The following is a 14,154-nucleotide window of genomic DNA, read 5'->3' as shown; positions in this document are numbered from 1 at the left end:
AATTCATTGCTTACTAAAAGGCTGTCTTATAACGTGTGAGCTTAATTTTGCTTTCATGTGGATGGTTAACTATGAATTTACTAAGAATTTCAGCTGTATTGATTGCAGGATCACTGCTGTTTGGTTGTGCTTCGCCTGCTCAAGTTGAAAATATGCAAATCGACGATTCGACCAATATGACATTTGACGAGATGTTATCAAACTCCATTGAGGTCAATGAAGTAGGGGGAGGAGAAGAGACCAATCCAATGTGGACATCAGAAATTGGGAATACGGAGTTTGAGTCGGCATTAAAAGATTCTCTTAAATTATTGTATTTGATCTCGAAAGACGACCAGCCAGAATATGAATTATCGGCTCAGTTAATGGAGGTTGACCAGCCTTCCTTCGGCTTGGATATGGAGGTAACTTCATCTATACGTTATGTATTAGTTGAGAAGAGTAGCCAAGAAGTTCTCTTTGACGAAGTTATCGTGGCACCTTATACCGCAACATTCGGTGATGCATTCAGTGGTGTGGAGAGATTGAGAATGGCAAATGAAGGCTCTGCGAAATCAAATATTACACATTTCCTCGAAAAACTGTCCGAATTAAAAATTGATAAGTCTAATGTTGAACTGATTAATTAAAACTAGCAGTTTGTGCTTTTTTCACCATTTGCTCGTTGGCTGCTGTGTCAGCCAACGTTACTTTTATGGTGGCGGGTGAGTTAGAGCTTGTCTACGCCAGTGAGGATTTTAAGGCTAAATACGGTAAAGAGTGGCTGGAGCTGTTTCAGCGAATGAATAGCTATCTTAGCCAGCCTGCAAGAGAGGCTTACAAGTTATCTTTATGCGATTAACTCAATCAAACGTATAATCGTCCAAATATTATCTACAAAATTGTATTTGGTTGAAGATGAAGAAAAATACCATGACATTCATCGTCACATTCGTGTCGGTGTTCTGTGCGATAACACTCAAGAACATTCTGGTAGGCACTTTCCTATCAGCAGGTGAGCTTAACTTTGTGGTGGATACGCTGATTTTGTTAGTGATCTACGTGCCAATTTATTTCGCGTTTACTCGCCTCGGTAAGCGGTTTATAACCAAACAGTAAATTGAACAAAGAAACTGTATGTTAGCTGGTACTTGTACTTTTTAGTATGGGTACCAGCTATCGGAGAAGTTCAGTCATCAGCTTGGATTGGCCTTAACGACGATTGGCGTGGGTGAGAAGGTCTATGAGTTCGCTTTCTGTCTTTGGGGTTTTGTCTAATTGGATATGAGGAGAGGTTCCGCCCCAAAGCATGTAGGCTGTATCGGTACAATGGTCATGGTGAAACCATTTTCCATCAATGCAGATGTCGGTATAACATCTTGGATCTTGTATTAGCTCCATATATACACGTCCTTTTTGGTTTAACATGTTTACAACATACGACCAATGTATATGCAATAAATTGATCTTGGTCATTAATGCATAATTTTTTTCTATTATGTGTTCCGCAAAGCACTTTGTAACGTGCAACAAAAGCAACCCAACAAACTGTGATAGGTTTTCCGTACTTGTCATTTGACAAATAACCTTAATGGTTACGCTTATTTTCTTGGACTAAAGACAAAGGTGATTTTTGTGTTTTTTACTCAAGGAAATAGAGCATGGCGAAGACAACGAGTATTGGAAAAAAGACTAAAGCGGATAAAAAGCCTAAGGTGTGTTTAGTACTTCAAGGTGGCGGAGCACTGGGAGCCTATCATATAGGCGCGTATCAAGCCTTGGAGGAAGCCGGTTATACACCGGATTGGTTTGCAGGGATTTCTATAGGTGCGCTTAATGCCACTGTGTTGGCTGGCAATAAACCTGAAGAGCGGCTTCCTAAGCTTGAACGGTTCTGGGAAATGATCTCTAGGCCTGGTACGGATGTGAATATTCCCACCGAATTTGCTTTGGCCTTTAATACGTTAAGTGCATCGTCGGCACTGGCTTTTGGTCAGCCCAATTTCTTCTCTCCGAGGTTGGTAAACCCTTGGGTTGCTCCTCCTGGTGAAGGGGCGACCAGCTTTTATAATACTGATCCTTTGTTTGGCACCTTGGCAAAGCTCTCAGACTTCGAATTGATCAATAGCAATGAAGTTCGGCTGACAGTTGGGGCGACGAGGGTGACAGATGGTGAATTGGTATTTTTTGATAGTGAGTCGGATACCATGGTGCCAGCCCATGCCGTTGCGAGTGGATCGCTTCCACCGGGCTTCCCGGCCACCAAGATCGGCGATGATCATTACTGGGATGGAGGCGTTGTATCTAATACGCCTCTCAACGGTATTCTTGATCTGGCAGGAGATGAAGATCTACTGATCTTTATGGTCGACTTGTGGAATGCCAACGGAGAGCTGCCGAAAACCATGCCTGAAGTACTTTGGCGCGAGAAGGAAATTCAATATGCAAGCCGTACTTGCGAACACCTTGAAGCCCTTGTGGCGAAGAAGAATCTTGACCACTTGAAGCAAGCGGCTCCTGAGTTAATTGCAAGTGCCCAAGTACCTGATGTGGCAGCATTAAAGGCTGGGCAAAAAATAGATATTGTCCATATCACCTTTGATCCGCTGCAGGGACATATTCCGCTAAGCGATACCGAGTTCTCTCGGCGATCCATTCGGTTACGCCGTGAATGTGGTTACACGGATATGAAAAAGGCACTGGAAGAGGCTCCTTGGACACAAGCTGATGATCCATTGCCCGCACATTTCCACCCTAGACACAAAGATGGCTCTTGGCTGAATCAGCGCAAAGTGAAACCACTGAAGAAAGTTTCCTAATCGTAAGCGGTATGAAAGTGATATACCCAATGGTTGGGTATATCACTATGCGGGTTACGCGAAACTCAAAGCTCAACGCTGAGAAAGGGTGAATCTGTCAACGGATACGTGAAAATCAGCAACGAGGCTATTCATTTCCTTCGCTGCACCTTGCACGTCAGTCGCTGACTGTTGGTTGCTAGAAGCCATTTCAGCTATCTGTTGTACACGCTCTGCCAGTTCTTGGTTTGCGCTGGATTGCTCATGGAGGGAGCAAGTCACTTCATCAATCAACATAATGAGGTTTTGCGACATTTTGTGCATTGAATTAACGCTTTTCTCGGCATCCTTCGTTTGGGTCATATTTTGATCGACAGAGGAAACGCTGCCTTCGATATGGTGAACGGTTAATTCGATCCCTGAGCGAAGCTCGTGAATGGTTGAAGCTATCTGTTTTGTTGACTCCGATGTCCGAACCGCGAGGTTTCTCACCTCATCTGCTACGACGGCAAAGCCTCGACCTTGCTCGCCAGCTCGCGCGGCTTCTATCGCGGCATTTAGCGCCAATAAGTTGGTTTGTTCCGCAACATCATTGATGACACTGACGATGCCCTCTATTTCTTTTGAGTGCTGGTCTAGTTCTGACACAGCCTCACTGGAAAGGCGTGATTTTTCAGACATCTCATTAAGATTTTCCATCGCTTCCTGCATTGTCGTCGCCCCCAATTCAGCCTGCTCTCCGCTTTCATTGGATAAGGATTTGATCTTATCGGCATCGGTAGAAATGGTATGGATACCCTGGCTGAACTGTTCGATTAATGCTGCGATGGAGCTGGTATCATCGGATTGTCGGTTAGAGGCGCTGACAATATGATCCGACAGTGTTTCTAGCCTTTCCGCTTCTTGGTCTAGCGCTTCCGCCCCACGTTGAATCCCCTTTAATGTTGTTTCAAAACTAGCCATCAAGCTGTTGAATGCTAGGGCAACGTCTGAGATTTCATTGCTTCCTCTTGTCGGAACCCTAACCGTGAGATCCAAATGACTTTCAGCTTGCTGAAAATGGGATTGGAGAATTGCAAGGGGAGAGGTAATGGTTTTGGTAATGTAAAGAGAGATGATGATCAGTCCGCCAGTCAGTAGAGCAATTAATCCAAGTAGCTCATTTATGTTTTGGTAAAAGACGGTATCAACATCATCTACATAGAGCCCTGTGTTTAACACCCAGCCCCAAGGTTGAAAAGGCATTGAGAAGGCGATTTTAGGATAGGGCGTTTTATCGGGCCCGGCTTTTTGCCAATGATAAGTAACGAATCCACCTCCTTGCCTAGCAGCTTCAACTTGCTCACTGACTATAAGTACGCCGTTGATATCTTTAAGGCCGGAGAGATCCCGCCCATTCAAGTGTGGGCTTATCGGGTGGTGCACCATGGTACTGTTCATGTCGTACACCATAAAGTAACCGTTGTCGCCGTAGCGCATGGCATCAAGTGCCGATATGGCTCTTTGCTGCGCTTCCTGCTCAGTGATTTCACCTTGCTGGGCTTGTTGATAGAGAGCAGAAACGAGCGTTTCCGCTGACTCGACAAGGACTTGAATTTGGTGCTTACGTTCACCGAGCATGCTATCTCTTTTATCAAAGAGTGCAAATAAGGTGGCTGAGACGAGGGATACTACCGCGATCAGGATGATCAGCATCAAGCGTTGCTTAATTGATAGAGCGTTCATGGTTTCCTCCATGTCCCCACAAAATGTAAGTAATTTATAAAGTTACAGCTCAACTTATATGAGTCTAGCAATGCAGATATGAATTGCTTGAAATTTATACAGCCAGAGCCGTATACAGAGTTTTCATTGCTGGGTGTTAAATCTAGGTGTGCTGAATAGGGGTTTATTCAGTGATATGCGCTGTAAAATGACTTTTGTATGGGGGCTGTTTTTTGCTCGTCGTATTGAGTCGAGGAAAGAAGTTTGTTTTGGCTAGTTTTAAAGTCATTGGTTACTTCAAGCGCCTGAATCGTTAGGCGCTAACCGATTAAAGCAAAAGTTATCTCAACTGAACCGACTTCACATAGGTCGTCGACAGTTTGAAGGATTCACAGGTGTGCTTGGCGACAGAGTGTTCAAACAGCTGGCCGTTATCCAAGTAAGCGCGCTGGGCAACAATGACTAGATGTTCACCCTCTGAAATTGCCAGCCATTGGCTTTCTTGATTAGTAGCATGATCAACCGTGATCGTCAGGTTTGCACTGTGGATCCCTTCTTTTAGAGTATCAGTGATGTAACCGTAGATGGAGTCTTCGGCCTGCTCCAAGGTTAGCCCCGGGACTACCGTAATGGGCATATAGGTGTATTCGACAATGGTTGGTTGATTATCGATTGAGCGTACTCGAATGATTTCATAGAGGTGATCGCCTACCTGCCCGCAGACTAACTCAGCCGTATCATTATCTGCCTCGACAATGCGAAAGCGCATAACTTTGGTTGTTACAGCTTTTCCTGTGCCTTCATAACGCAACTTGGTTCCCTGCAAGTGGGTGTCAGGTTGTTGAGGTGGGGTGCTCTTGATAAAGGATCCTGAGCCTCTCTTACGCACAACAATGCCTTCTTTTACCAGGATATCCATTGCTTTTTTGAGGGTGATCTCGCTGCATTCGAATTCAGCTGCCAGTCTTTTTCCCTCAGGCAGCTTTTCCGAAGCGCAGTATTGGCCGGAATCAATACGAGCCTTAAGCTGCTGATAGATATCTTTATATTTGCTCATTACCGTTTTGTACTCGTGCAAGGTAGAGGAGAGCAGGTTACCTTAATTTTGATTTGTTAACAGCGGAAAATCTAAAACTTATTGTGATCTATGTTTTGTTTTCAGCCTTGCTTGGCTGTAAAACCATATGGTTTTGTTTAGTGTGGCGTAAACATTTAATAGTCATGCCTGGGCCACGAAGGTGGATTACGGGTAGTTCATAGGGTGAGTGATGAGTTTTCAAAAGAATTTTTTGTGGGGAAGTGCATCGGCAGCGTACCAGATTGAAGGGGCTGCAAGTCTAGATGGAAAGGGCGATTCCATCTGGGATGTGTATTCTCGTGTGCCGGGTAACACCTTCAAAAATACCACGGGTGAAGTCGCTATCGATTTCTATCACCGTTTCGAAGAAGACATTGCATTAATGAAAGAGATGGGGCTTCAAGCTTACCGCTTTTCGGTGTCTTGGCCACGAATAATGGCTGATGGCCGTACTGTTAATCCGCAGGGTGTCGAGTTCTACCATAAAGTCATCGATACCCTGATTGCCAATGGTATCACCCCAATTTTGACGGTCTACCACTGGGATCTACCGCAGACGCTACAAGAAGAATACCAAGGGTGGGAAAGCCGTAAAATCATTGAAGACTTTACCCGCTACTGTGAAGTACTGTTTGATGAGTATGGCGACAAAGTTCCGTACTGGGTCAGCCTAAATGAGCAAAACATCTTTACCAGCTTAGGCTATCTACAAGCGATTCACCCGCCGAAAGTCTCTGATTTCCAGCGCTTTATCAATGCCAATCATATTGCCAACCTTGCTAATGCAAGCGCGGTGAAGAGATTCCGCGAAATGGGCATTAATGCCCAAATTGGTGCCAGCTTCGCCTACAGCCCAGCTTATGCACAGTCTGCCAAACCTGAAGATGTGATTGCAGCGGAAGATGCCCAAGAGCTACAGGATCTGTTCTGGATGGATGTGTATGCCAAAGGCCGTTATCCAAAAATTGCTTTGAAGCGACTGGAGAAGCTGGGTATTCATATTGATTTTCAGCCAGGTGACAAAGAGTTGTTGGCTGCCGGCGTCTGTGATTTCATGGGCTTGAACTACTACCAGTCTGCTACGTTTGTGGCTGCCGAGAATAAGCAAGCTACAGCGCAGACCGGGAATGCTTCCCAAGTGTCAGTTGTCTCTGAAATCAGCGATATTCCTACCGACAAGCTATTTGCCCGTGCAGATAACGAATACTTGGATATGACTGACTGGAACTGGGCCATTGATCCAAACGGTCTTCGTGTTGCGCTGCGCCGTATCACTTCCCGTTATGAGCTGCCAATCCTTATCAGTGAAAACGGTCTTGGGGCGTTTGACACGTTAACAGAAGAGGGCAAGGTACATGATGATTACCGCATCAACTTCCTTCGCCGTCATGTAGAAGCCATTTCTGATGCCATTGATGATGGATGTGAAGTGATTGGTTATTGTACGTGGTCGTGCCAAGACTTGTTTAGCTGGTTAAATGGCTATGCCAAGCGTTATGGCTTTATTTATGTCGACCGAGATGAAGAGAGCGAGAAAGAGCTCAAGCGTTATAAGAAAGACAGCTTCTACTGGTATCAAAAAGTGATTGAGTCTAATGGCGAGCAGCTAGACTAAATTACCCCAAAGCTTGTTTTATCAGCCCACGCAACCGCGTGGGCTTTCTTTTAATGACTTTTTTGTTCATTTCTATTTTATCCCTGAAAATGATAGTGTTAGGGGCTGTATTTTGCTTTGCTTTTTATTTCAAGGGATATGATGAAAAGGCTAATTTAACAAATCGCGATAGTTAATTTAATTGCTGCAATTGTGGTGATGATTTTATCTCAGTATGTACCCGCTTTTGAAACGACGGGGCTAAGTGATTTTCTTTTCTATATCGTAATCGTCGTCTGGGCCATCGCTGGGTTGACCTGGGATGGTGGCCGAGAGAGCCGAACATGGGATGATGACCCAGCCGCAAAGCAGTCGAGCTCAATGGTTTCAGGTCATGACTTCAACAGTGATCAGCAGACACAAAACAATCTCAATCATCAGTTCGGCCTGATGATGTTTATTGCGGGGTTCCCTGCTTTGTTTGGCTGCATTATTCTTCGTTGGTTCTTCTAGGTTCTAGCTTTTAGGTAATGACAAAATAAAACTGGTAATACCGTTGTCTGAGCGTACCAGAATATCTCCATGGTGGATTTTGGCGATCGAGCGAGAGATTGCGAGTCCTAACCCTGCGCCGGCAGTGGTCCTGTGCATGCGCGCTTTATCCACTCTATAGAAGCGTTCGAAGATATATGGCAGATATTCAGCTGGAATGTCTTCTCCCTTGTTGATGACAGCAATTTTAGTCGTATCGTTTATTTCACTGATTTGAATATTGATTGCCTCGTTATCATCACTGTGCCTGACGGCATTGGATATCAGGTTGCCAAGAGCACGCTTGAGCATGTCTTTGTCGCCGTGAACCGTTCCGGAGCCTGAAAGGTGGATAGTCACCCCTTTCTCATCCCCCGCTAGCTCATAGTATTCAACTAAATCTTCAACCAGTGGCTGAAGTTCAATGTCTTCATTGGCGGTTTGCAACAGGTTGTGCTCCGACTTGGCGAGATAAAGCATGTCGGTGATAGTTTTGGTTAAGCGGCTTAGTTCTTCTGATGTTGAAATTAAGCTCTCTTGGTACTCTTCGGATGTACGAGGGTGGGCGAGGATCACCTGGGTCTGGGTCATCATATTACTGATCGGGGTACGAAGTTCATGGGCGATATCAGAGGAGTATTCAGATAATCGTTCGAACTCTTTTTCTAGCCTCGAAAGCATGTCATTCGAGACAATCACAAGCTGTTGTAGTTCACTGGGAAAAAGCGCTGGCTCTATACGCAAGTCCAGCTTTTCCGTCGAGATCTGCTGTATATGCTCTTCAAGATGTTTCACCGGTCGCATGCCTCGTCGAACAATCAACCAGCCAAGAAAGCCACTGACGATGCTGGCAAATAGCGTGGTCCAAATAAGTACAGTGGTAAAGCTGGTTAGAAATACATGCTGGTGGTTGATATTTATACCTAAAATGACATCGACATTGGGCTCTTTATCAACCGGGAAGCGAAAGGCTCGGTAGCGCACGCCGTTATCCTGCCAATCAAAGCTCTTGATCGAGCGGCTCAAGAGGTAGTTGTCAGGCAAGGCAATATCTTCGGTTTGGTAATGGAACTCCCCGTTATCAATTAGCCACAGTTTGGTTTCCCCTAGCTCAAAAAAGGTTCCGTACTTGGCAATGAAGTCATTCTGCAATTGCAGAATATTGATAGTATTGAATTTTTGCTCAAGGGTATATTTGTCTTGCTCGTAGAAATGACGCTTTAGGTGATAAAGGGTAACCGTACTTAGCGCACATAGCACAAGGAGGGAGGCAGTAAAGAAAGAGACGATGAGCTTGGCTGACATCGAGTTGAAAAGACGGTTACCGCTATTTTTGCTCATCTAGCATATACCCCATACCGCGAATAGTGTGGATCAACTTGGGCTCATAATCTTTGTCGACTTTGCCCCTTAGTCTTTTAACGGCGACATCTATTACATTGGTGTCACTGTCAAAATTCATGTCCCATACAATAGAGGCAATTTCAGATCGAGATAGCACCTCGCCTTGCCGCCGCATGAGAAGCTCAAGCAAAGAAAACTCTTTGGCGGTTAGAGTAATGCTGTCTCCTGCTCGTGATACACGGCGTTTAAGTAAATCGAGGTGAAGGTTGGCGACTTCCAGGGCAAGTTCTCTCGATGGGGAAGGCTGCTTCCGGCGCAGGGTATTCTTGATACGAGCGACCAGCTCAACAAAGGCAAAAGGCTTAACTATATAATCGTCCGCACCTAGCTCGAGCCCTTTTACTCGATCTTCGACTTGATCTCTGGCGGTCAACATAATTACAGGGGTTTCAATATTACTGGCTCGTAGCGTTGTTAAAACTTGCCAGCCATTTAATTGTGGCAACATGACATCCAAGATGATGAGATCATAGTTGGCGCTAGTGGCCTGGTATAAGCCATCAACGCCGTCTGATGAGAGGTCGACAATGTAGCCCGCTTCGGTCAGCCCCTTTCTGAGGTATTCGCCGGTTTTGGGTTCATCTTCAATTAGCAGTAACTTCATTTTCGCCTCGACTCTTATTCATTTGGTCATCAGGGGTGGGTCCTTCAACCCCTTTTTGCTTGTGTGTATCAGGTATACCTGCTAGCTACTTGATACCTATTAGTTATTATCGTAGCGGAGGTGCTCGTAGTGAACATTGACGTTTGCACGATATTCGATATTTCCGTCTGAACCCATCATCTCATCGACAGTGACGTAACCGTTGTCTTGTATGCGCAAGCTGGAGATTTCTTTTGGTCCCCACGCCATAACGCGTAGCATTTTGTGTAATTCAGCAGGTTTGCTGGTTTCCAGTACATTCAATACATGCTGGCCTTCAGCATAGGCAGCTTCTTTGGTCTCGAAGGTTTGTGTTGTCACCACACGATCACTGCTTTGCACACTATATTTGCTACCTGCAACCAGCGGTGTGTATGCCATTGATGGTAAGCTAAACAGTACAAGGGTGGTGGCGACGGCGATAGATTTGAATGATTTCATGATGTTGTCCTCTCAGTGTTTGACTTTACGTTAGAGAGAATAACGAATTGTTCCTGACCTAATCCGGACGCCAAAATGACATTTTTGTCATGTTAGCGCCGTTGCTACTTTTCTATTAAGGGAGGGGGCTATTGCTTGAGTGAAGAGGCTCGGACGATAACATCCCCTTCAACTTTTATTGTTGAAGACATCAGAGGCTGTTTATTAACCAGCTCGATAAGGGCTTCCACAGATTGCCGACCCATGTCGGAATAGGGAAGTTCGACTGAGGTTAAGCCCGGGGTAAACTCACTCGCCACTTGCTGGTTGTCGAAGCTGACTAAGGCGATATCTCCGGGAATTGATAAGCCGCGTTCAGCAATCGCTTGGTAGCAGCCGATAGCCATGTAATCACTTCCGATAAAGATAGCCTCTGGCGGGGTTGGCTGATCAAGCAATGCCAGCGTTTGTTGGTGTGCTTCTTTTAACGACCAATTGCCTTCTTTGATAAGGTGATCATCTGGAATGATGTCGTTATTGATTAATGCTTGACGGTAGCCGTTCAATCGGTCAGTGCTCGCATCCATCCATTTTTCACCGCAGATCATACCTATACGCCGGAAGCCTTGAGCAAGCAGGTGCTCAGTGACTTTGTATGCACCAAGCTTGTCTGCAGGAAGGACACAAGGTTGATTGGCATTGTCTTTGTTGTAGCAATTCAAAAATACGGTTGGGGCATCAATACTTATGTTTGGTGATAGCGCTCGAGTCATACTTGACGCATAGATTAGACCATCGTATTCCCCGTGTTCGATTTCTGCTTGGATCTGACCCGCTAACAGCTTGTCGTTGCTGTAATCAAATGTCACTAACACGCGGTCTTGCTGCCATGCGGCCTCGCGCGCAGCGTTGACCGCCTCGATAAACGGATCATAGTGATTAAGGCCATTAATGACTAATGCTATTTTTTTTGGTCTGCCTTTGGAATGAGAGGTGCGTTTGTGTACATATCCCAAATCTTTCGCAGCATCCAGCACTTTCTTTTTGGTCGCTTCAGCCAACTTAATTGACTGAGAGCCGTTAAGAACCAGTGAGACAGTCGGTTGAGACACTCCCGCGGCAGAGGCGATATCCCGCATGGTGATCCGCTTTTTGATACTCATTGATGTTGCATCTTCATTAGCTAATAAATTAGCCAGTATATTAGCAAACAACCGGCTTACATTTCATCACTGAAGTGGCACAGATCACATTTCGATCCACGATTGTCAGAAATATTGTGATCAGTTTTACAACTCGTAAGAGGACCAGTTGAATAAATACCTTCTAATAATACATTAGCTAATATATTAGCTAATCATTAGTATTGAGGTTGAAATGATTAAACAGTGGTCTTCAGAACAAGCATGGTCGTGGCATAAAGAGCAAGGGTGGTTGCGCGGTTTTAACTACTTACCCCGAACCGCGGTTAACTGGACAGAGATGTGGCAAGCCCACACTTTCGATCTGGAAACGATTGAGCAAGAGCTGAAATGGTCTGTGGAGGTCGGCTACAACACCCTGCGGACCAACTTACCGTTTATCGTCTGGCAGGCTGACCGCGATGGGTTGCATCAGCGCATTAATGCTTTCCTGGCGATTTGTGAGCGCCTGCAGATCAAGGTGATGATGACACTGATGGATGACTGCGGCTTCTCTGGCGATCACCCATACCTCGGACCGCAAAAAGAGCCGGTACCTGATCTGCACAACAGCCAAGCCGCCGCCAGCCCGGGCCGAAATATTGTTATGGAGCCAAGCCAGTGGGGCGAGGTTGAAACCTATGTACGTGATATTATTTCTACATATCAAACAGATAGCCGTATCACTATTTGGGATTTGTACAATGAACCGACCAACCGAATGATTTTCGGTCTGGACGGTGAACATGCTTTTGATGAAGCGATGGAAACATTCAGCCATCAATTGATGGAAAAAGCGTTTGAGTGGGCGCGCGATTGTGATCCGGTTCAGCCGTTGACGGTGGGGGCTTGGCATGCTCCGAGCATTCTCGACAGAAGCCTACCTATTTTTGAGCACCCGACGGACCGCCGTGCATTGGAGCTCTCAGATATTATCACTTTCCACGCCTATCTTCCTTTGGATCTCTTTGCAAAAGCCGTTGAGGTTGTCTCTGCCTATGAGAGGCCGATGATGTGTACGGAATGGCTGGGGCGCCATGCGAAGTCGTACTTACATGAACAGTTGCCGTTGTTCCATGAGCAGCAAATCGGTTGCTACCAGTGGGGCTTGGTGAAAGGAAGAACCCAGACTCATTTGCCGTGGCCGGAAATCAAGCGCTCAGATAGCGACTATCAATCCCGCTGGTTCCACGACTTGTTGCATGAAGACGGCACGCCATACGATCAGTCTGAAGTTGACCTGATTCAGAAGTTAGCAATGACTAAATAACCCTACACAGAGTGAGCCAGCATGCACTTCTGTGCTGGCTTGCTTGCACCTGATTACAATGATAAGCACAGTGTGAGACGTGAAGATGACTACCCTACAAAATAAACTGCAACCCAAAGAGCTCATGTCCTATTTTGGATATGGTGTAGGCCAATGTTTTAGCTTTGGTCTAGTTGGTTCCTTCATCTTGTTTTTCTATACCGATATCTTGGGCATTTCGCCGATAGCGGCGAGTATGATTTTCCTCATTGCCAGGGTCTGGGATGCGGTTAATGACCCGCTCATCGCGGGCTACATGGATACGCTAAACTCCCGTTTTGGCAAGTTTCGCCCCTATATGCTGTTCACCCCCTTCTTGATTGTGTTGGTGACCATTGCCTCTTTCTACAATATCGATGCAGATATGTCGACCAAGGTGTTCTATGCCGGTGTGACGTACATTTTGTGGGGGACGCTATACACTATCTCTGACGTACCATTCTGGTCGATGTCTTCAGTGATGACCGATGAGCCTCAGGAGCGGGCAAAAGCCGCGACTTGCGCCATGCTCGGGGTGAATGCTGGTATCGGCGCCACGATGATTTTGTTCCCCAAGCTGTCTGCAATGTTTGCCGATGGCAGGGCGGATCAGGGCTACCTTCCGGCGGTGATTATCCTCATGCTGATTGGGCTGGCCTTCATGCTCAACGGTTTCTTCAATACCCGCGAGCGTATTGAAACCGCCTCAGACGGTAAGGTGACCCTAAAAGAGACATTTCACGCGGTTCGCCAGAACAAGCCGCTGTTTTTTATTCTTGCCGCCTTTTTCATGAATGTGTTTTTTAACATCGTCAATGGCATGTATATTTTCTTCTTTACCTACAACATGGGTGACGCGTCGCTGGTATCGATCATTGGTACGATTACTCTGGTCAGTGCGATTGCCTGCTTGGCAACCCCTATGCTGACAAAGCGCTTCCGTAAGCGTGATATCTTTATTGTTCTGTGTGCTATGGAAGTGGTGGCGCGTGTCGGCTTCTACCTGACGGGCTATGAAAATCCGACCATGGTGATGGTCTGGCTGTCAGTGATCACGGCTATCTTCATGATGACTAACCCGCTGATTTCGGCAATGATTGCAGATACCGTCGAGTATTCTTACTACCGTACCGGCAAGCGTTGTGCGGCGATCACGTTCTCTGGGCAAACCTTTACCGGCAAGTTGTCTGTCGCGGTAGCGGGTGGCTTGACAGGCATCATCCTGACTATGATTGGTTATGTCCCTAATGCAGAGCAATCCGCATCGGCGTTGTCAGGTTTATTCTTCTGCGTCTCACTATTGCCAGCTCTCGGTGCAGTGATCCGTATTGTTATCATGTCGCGCTATACATTTACTGAAGAAGAGCACGCAAAAGTAAGGGCAAAAATTCAGCGCGGTGAATTCTATAGTGCAGAGCCGGAACTAAAAGAGGCAGAAGCCCAACAGTAAACGATCCTATTTTAAATAGAGAAAAGGCCACTTTGTGGCCTTTTTTGTTTGCAGTGATCTGTATTTAAGAAGGCGCTAAGATGA

Annotated in this window: 14 protein-coding genes; 7 read left to right on the top strand and 7 right to left on the bottom strand. The window is 45.9% G+C overall.

Annotation, left to right across the window (positions count from 1 at the left end):
• Positions 1-71 precede the first annotated feature (71 nt).
• Together ACXAD4_RS11480 and ACXAD4_RS11475 are read left to right on the top strand one after the other, a co-directional pair.
• Complete coding sequence (locus ACXAD4_RS11480; RefSeq protein WP_475241460.1) at positions 72-629, top strand: hypothetical protein; 558 nt, start codon at positions 72-74, stop codon at positions 627-629.
• Positions 630-897: 268 nt separating this feature from the next.
• Complete coding sequence (locus tag ACXAD4_RS11475; protein ID WP_475241458.1) at positions 898-1,098, top strand: hypothetical protein; 201 nt, start codon at positions 898-900, stop codon at positions 1,096-1,098.
• Between the two features lie 93 nt (positions 1,099-1,191).
• Here ACXAD4_RS11475 and ACXAD4_RS11470 read toward each other — a convergent pair whose 3' ends face one another.
• Positions 1,192-1,380 carry a hypothetical protein gene (locus tag ACXAD4_RS11470; protein WP_187462400.1) on the bottom strand — a complete coding sequence of 63 codons (189 nt, stop codon included), beginning with the start codon at positions 1,378-1,380 and terminating at the stop codon, positions 1,192-1,194.
• 260 nt (positions 1,381-1,640) lie between these two features.
• Between ACXAD4_RS11470 and ACXAD4_RS11465 the strand changes: the two genes are divergently transcribed.
• The gene (locus ACXAD4_RS11465) at positions 1,641-2,798 is read left to right on the top strand and encodes a patatin-like phospholipase family protein (protein WP_475241456.1); all 1,158 of its coding nucleotides are present in this window, start codon (positions 1,641-1,643) and stop codon (positions 2,796-2,798) included.
• Between the two features lie 72 nt (positions 2,799-2,870).
• Here the strand turns inward: ACXAD4_RS11465 and ACXAD4_RS11460 are convergent, their stop codons facing one another.
• The gene (locus tag ACXAD4_RS11460; protein WP_475241454.1) at positions 2,871-4,502 is read right to left on the bottom strand and encodes a methyl-accepting chemotaxis protein; all 1,632 of its coding nucleotides are present in this window, start codon (positions 4,500-4,502) and stop codon (positions 2,871-2,873) included.
• A gap of 319 nt (positions 4,503-4,821) precedes the next feature.
• Positions 4,822-5,538 (bottom strand): GntR family transcriptional regulator, encoded by a 717-nt coding sequence (locus ACXAD4_RS11455; protein ID WP_475241452.1) that lies wholly within the window; start codon positions 5,536-5,538, stop codon positions 4,822-4,824.
• Positions 5,539-5,749: 211 nt separating this feature from the next.
• On the opposite strand from ACXAD4_RS11455, the gene ACXAD4_RS11450 reads away from it, so the two are divergent.
• Positions 5,750-7,174, top strand: a complete 1,425-nt coding sequence (locus tag ACXAD4_RS11450) for a glycoside hydrolase family 1 protein (RefSeq protein ID WP_475241450.1) — start codon at positions 5,750-5,752, stop codon at positions 7,172-7,174.
• A gap of 198 nt (positions 7,175-7,372) precedes the next feature.
• Positions 7,373-7,666, top strand: a complete 294-nt coding sequence (locus ACXAD4_RS11445; protein ID WP_475241449.1) for a hypothetical protein — start codon at positions 7,373-7,375, stop codon at positions 7,664-7,666.
• 3 nt (positions 7,667-7,669) lie between these two features.
• On the opposite strand, the gene ACXAD4_RS11440 is transcribed toward ACXAD4_RS11445, so the two are convergent.
• The 4 genes from ACXAD4_RS11440 to ACXAD4_RS11425 all read right to left on the bottom strand — a co-directional run bounded on the left by ACXAD4_RS11440 (position 7,670) and on the right by ACXAD4_RS11425 (position 11,314).
• Positions 7,670-9,025, bottom strand: a complete 1,356-nt coding sequence (locus tag ACXAD4_RS11440; protein ID WP_475241447.1) for a heavy metal sensor histidine kinase — start codon at positions 9,023-9,025, stop codon at positions 7,670-7,672.
• On the bottom strand, positions 9,012-9,692 hold the full coding sequence (locus ACXAD4_RS11435; protein ID WP_475241446.1) for a heavy metal response regulator transcription factor: 681 nt from the start codon (positions 9,690-9,692) through the stop codon (positions 9,012-9,014). The genes ACXAD4_RS11440 and ACXAD4_RS11435 overlap by 14 nt, the downstream gene beginning before the upstream one ends.
• Positions 9,693-9,791: 99 nt before the next feature.
• Positions 9,792-10,172 carry a DUF3316 domain-containing protein gene (locus tag ACXAD4_RS11430; RefSeq protein ID WP_475241444.1) on the bottom strand — a complete coding sequence of 127 codons (381 nt, stop codon included), beginning with the start codon at positions 10,170-10,172 and terminating at the stop codon, positions 9,792-9,794.
• A 128-nt stretch (positions 10,173-10,300) separates the two neighbouring features.
• Positions 10,301-11,314, bottom strand: coding sequence for a LacI family DNA-binding transcriptional regulator (locus ACXAD4_RS11425; RefSeq protein ID WP_475241443.1), 1,014 nt, complete (start codon positions 11,312-11,314; stop codon positions 10,301-10,303).
• A 217-nt stretch (positions 11,315-11,531) separates the two neighbouring features.
• On the opposite strand from ACXAD4_RS11425, the gene ACXAD4_RS11420 reads away from it, so the two are divergent.
• A complete protein-coding gene (locus ACXAD4_RS11420; RefSeq protein WP_475242763.1) occupies positions 11,532-12,602 on the top strand; it encodes a glycoside hydrolase 5 family protein in 1,071 nt (356 codons plus the stop codon).
• An 85-nt stretch (positions 12,603-12,687) separates the two neighbouring features.
• Positions 12,688-14,070, top strand: a complete 1,383-nt coding sequence (locus ACXAD4_RS11415; RefSeq protein ID WP_475241442.1) for an MFS transporter — start codon at positions 12,688-12,690, stop codon at positions 14,068-14,070.
• Positions 14,071-14,154 lie beyond the last annotated feature (84 nt).

Source organism: Photobacterium sp. AWH4_225 (assembly GCF_056158405.1).
The sequence above is the reverse complement of the archived record's forward strand: the minus strand, read 5'-3'. Positions and strand labels throughout refer to the sequence as shown.

Coding starts and splice junctions, on each gene's coding strand:
- ACXAD4_RS11480 (WP_475241460.1), top strand. CDS start 72: ATGAATTTACTAAGAATTTCAGCTGTATTGATTGCAGGATCACTGCTG.
- ACXAD4_RS11475 (WP_475241458.1), top strand. CDS start 898: ATGAAGAAAAATACCATGACATTCATCGTCACATTCGTGTCGGTGTTC.
- ACXAD4_RS11470 (WP_187462400.1), bottom strand. CDS start 1,380: ATGGAGCTAATACAAGATCCAAGATGTTATACCGACATCTGCATTGAT.
- ACXAD4_RS11465 (WP_475241456.1), top strand. CDS start 1,641: ATGGCGAAGACAACGAGTATTGGAAAAAAGACTAAAGCGGATAAAAAG.
- ACXAD4_RS11460 (WP_475241454.1), bottom strand. CDS start 4,502: ATGAACGCTCTATCAATTAAGCAACGCTTGATGCTGATCATCCTGATC.
- ACXAD4_RS11455 (WP_475241452.1), bottom strand. CDS start 5,538: ATGAGCAAATATAAAGATATCTATCAGCAGCTTAAGGCTCGTATTGAT.
- ACXAD4_RS11450 (WP_475241450.1), top strand. CDS start 5,750: ATGAGTTTTCAAAAGAATTTTTTGTGGGGAAGTGCATCGGCAGCGTAC.
- ACXAD4_RS11445 (WP_475241449.1), top strand. CDS start 7,373: ATGATTTTATCTCAGTATGTACCCGCTTTTGAAACGACGGGGCTAAGT.
- ACXAD4_RS11440 (WP_475241447.1), bottom strand. CDS start 9,025: ATGAGCAAAAATAGCGGTAACCGTCTTTTCAACTCGATGTCAGCCAAG.
- ACXAD4_RS11435 (WP_475241446.1), bottom strand. CDS start 9,692: ATGAAGTTACTGCTAATTGAAGATGAACCCAAAACCGGCGAATACCTC.
- ACXAD4_RS11430 (WP_475241444.1), bottom strand. CDS start 10,172: ATGAAATCATTCAAATCTATCGCCGTCGCCACCACCCTTGTACTGTTT.
- ACXAD4_RS11425 (WP_475241443.1), bottom strand. CDS start 11,314: ATGAGTATCAAAAAGCGGATCACCATGCGGGATATCGCCTCTGCCGCG.
- ACXAD4_RS11415 (WP_475241442.1), top strand. CDS start 12,688: ATGACTACCCTACAAAATAAACTGCAACCCAAAGAGCTCATGTCCTAT.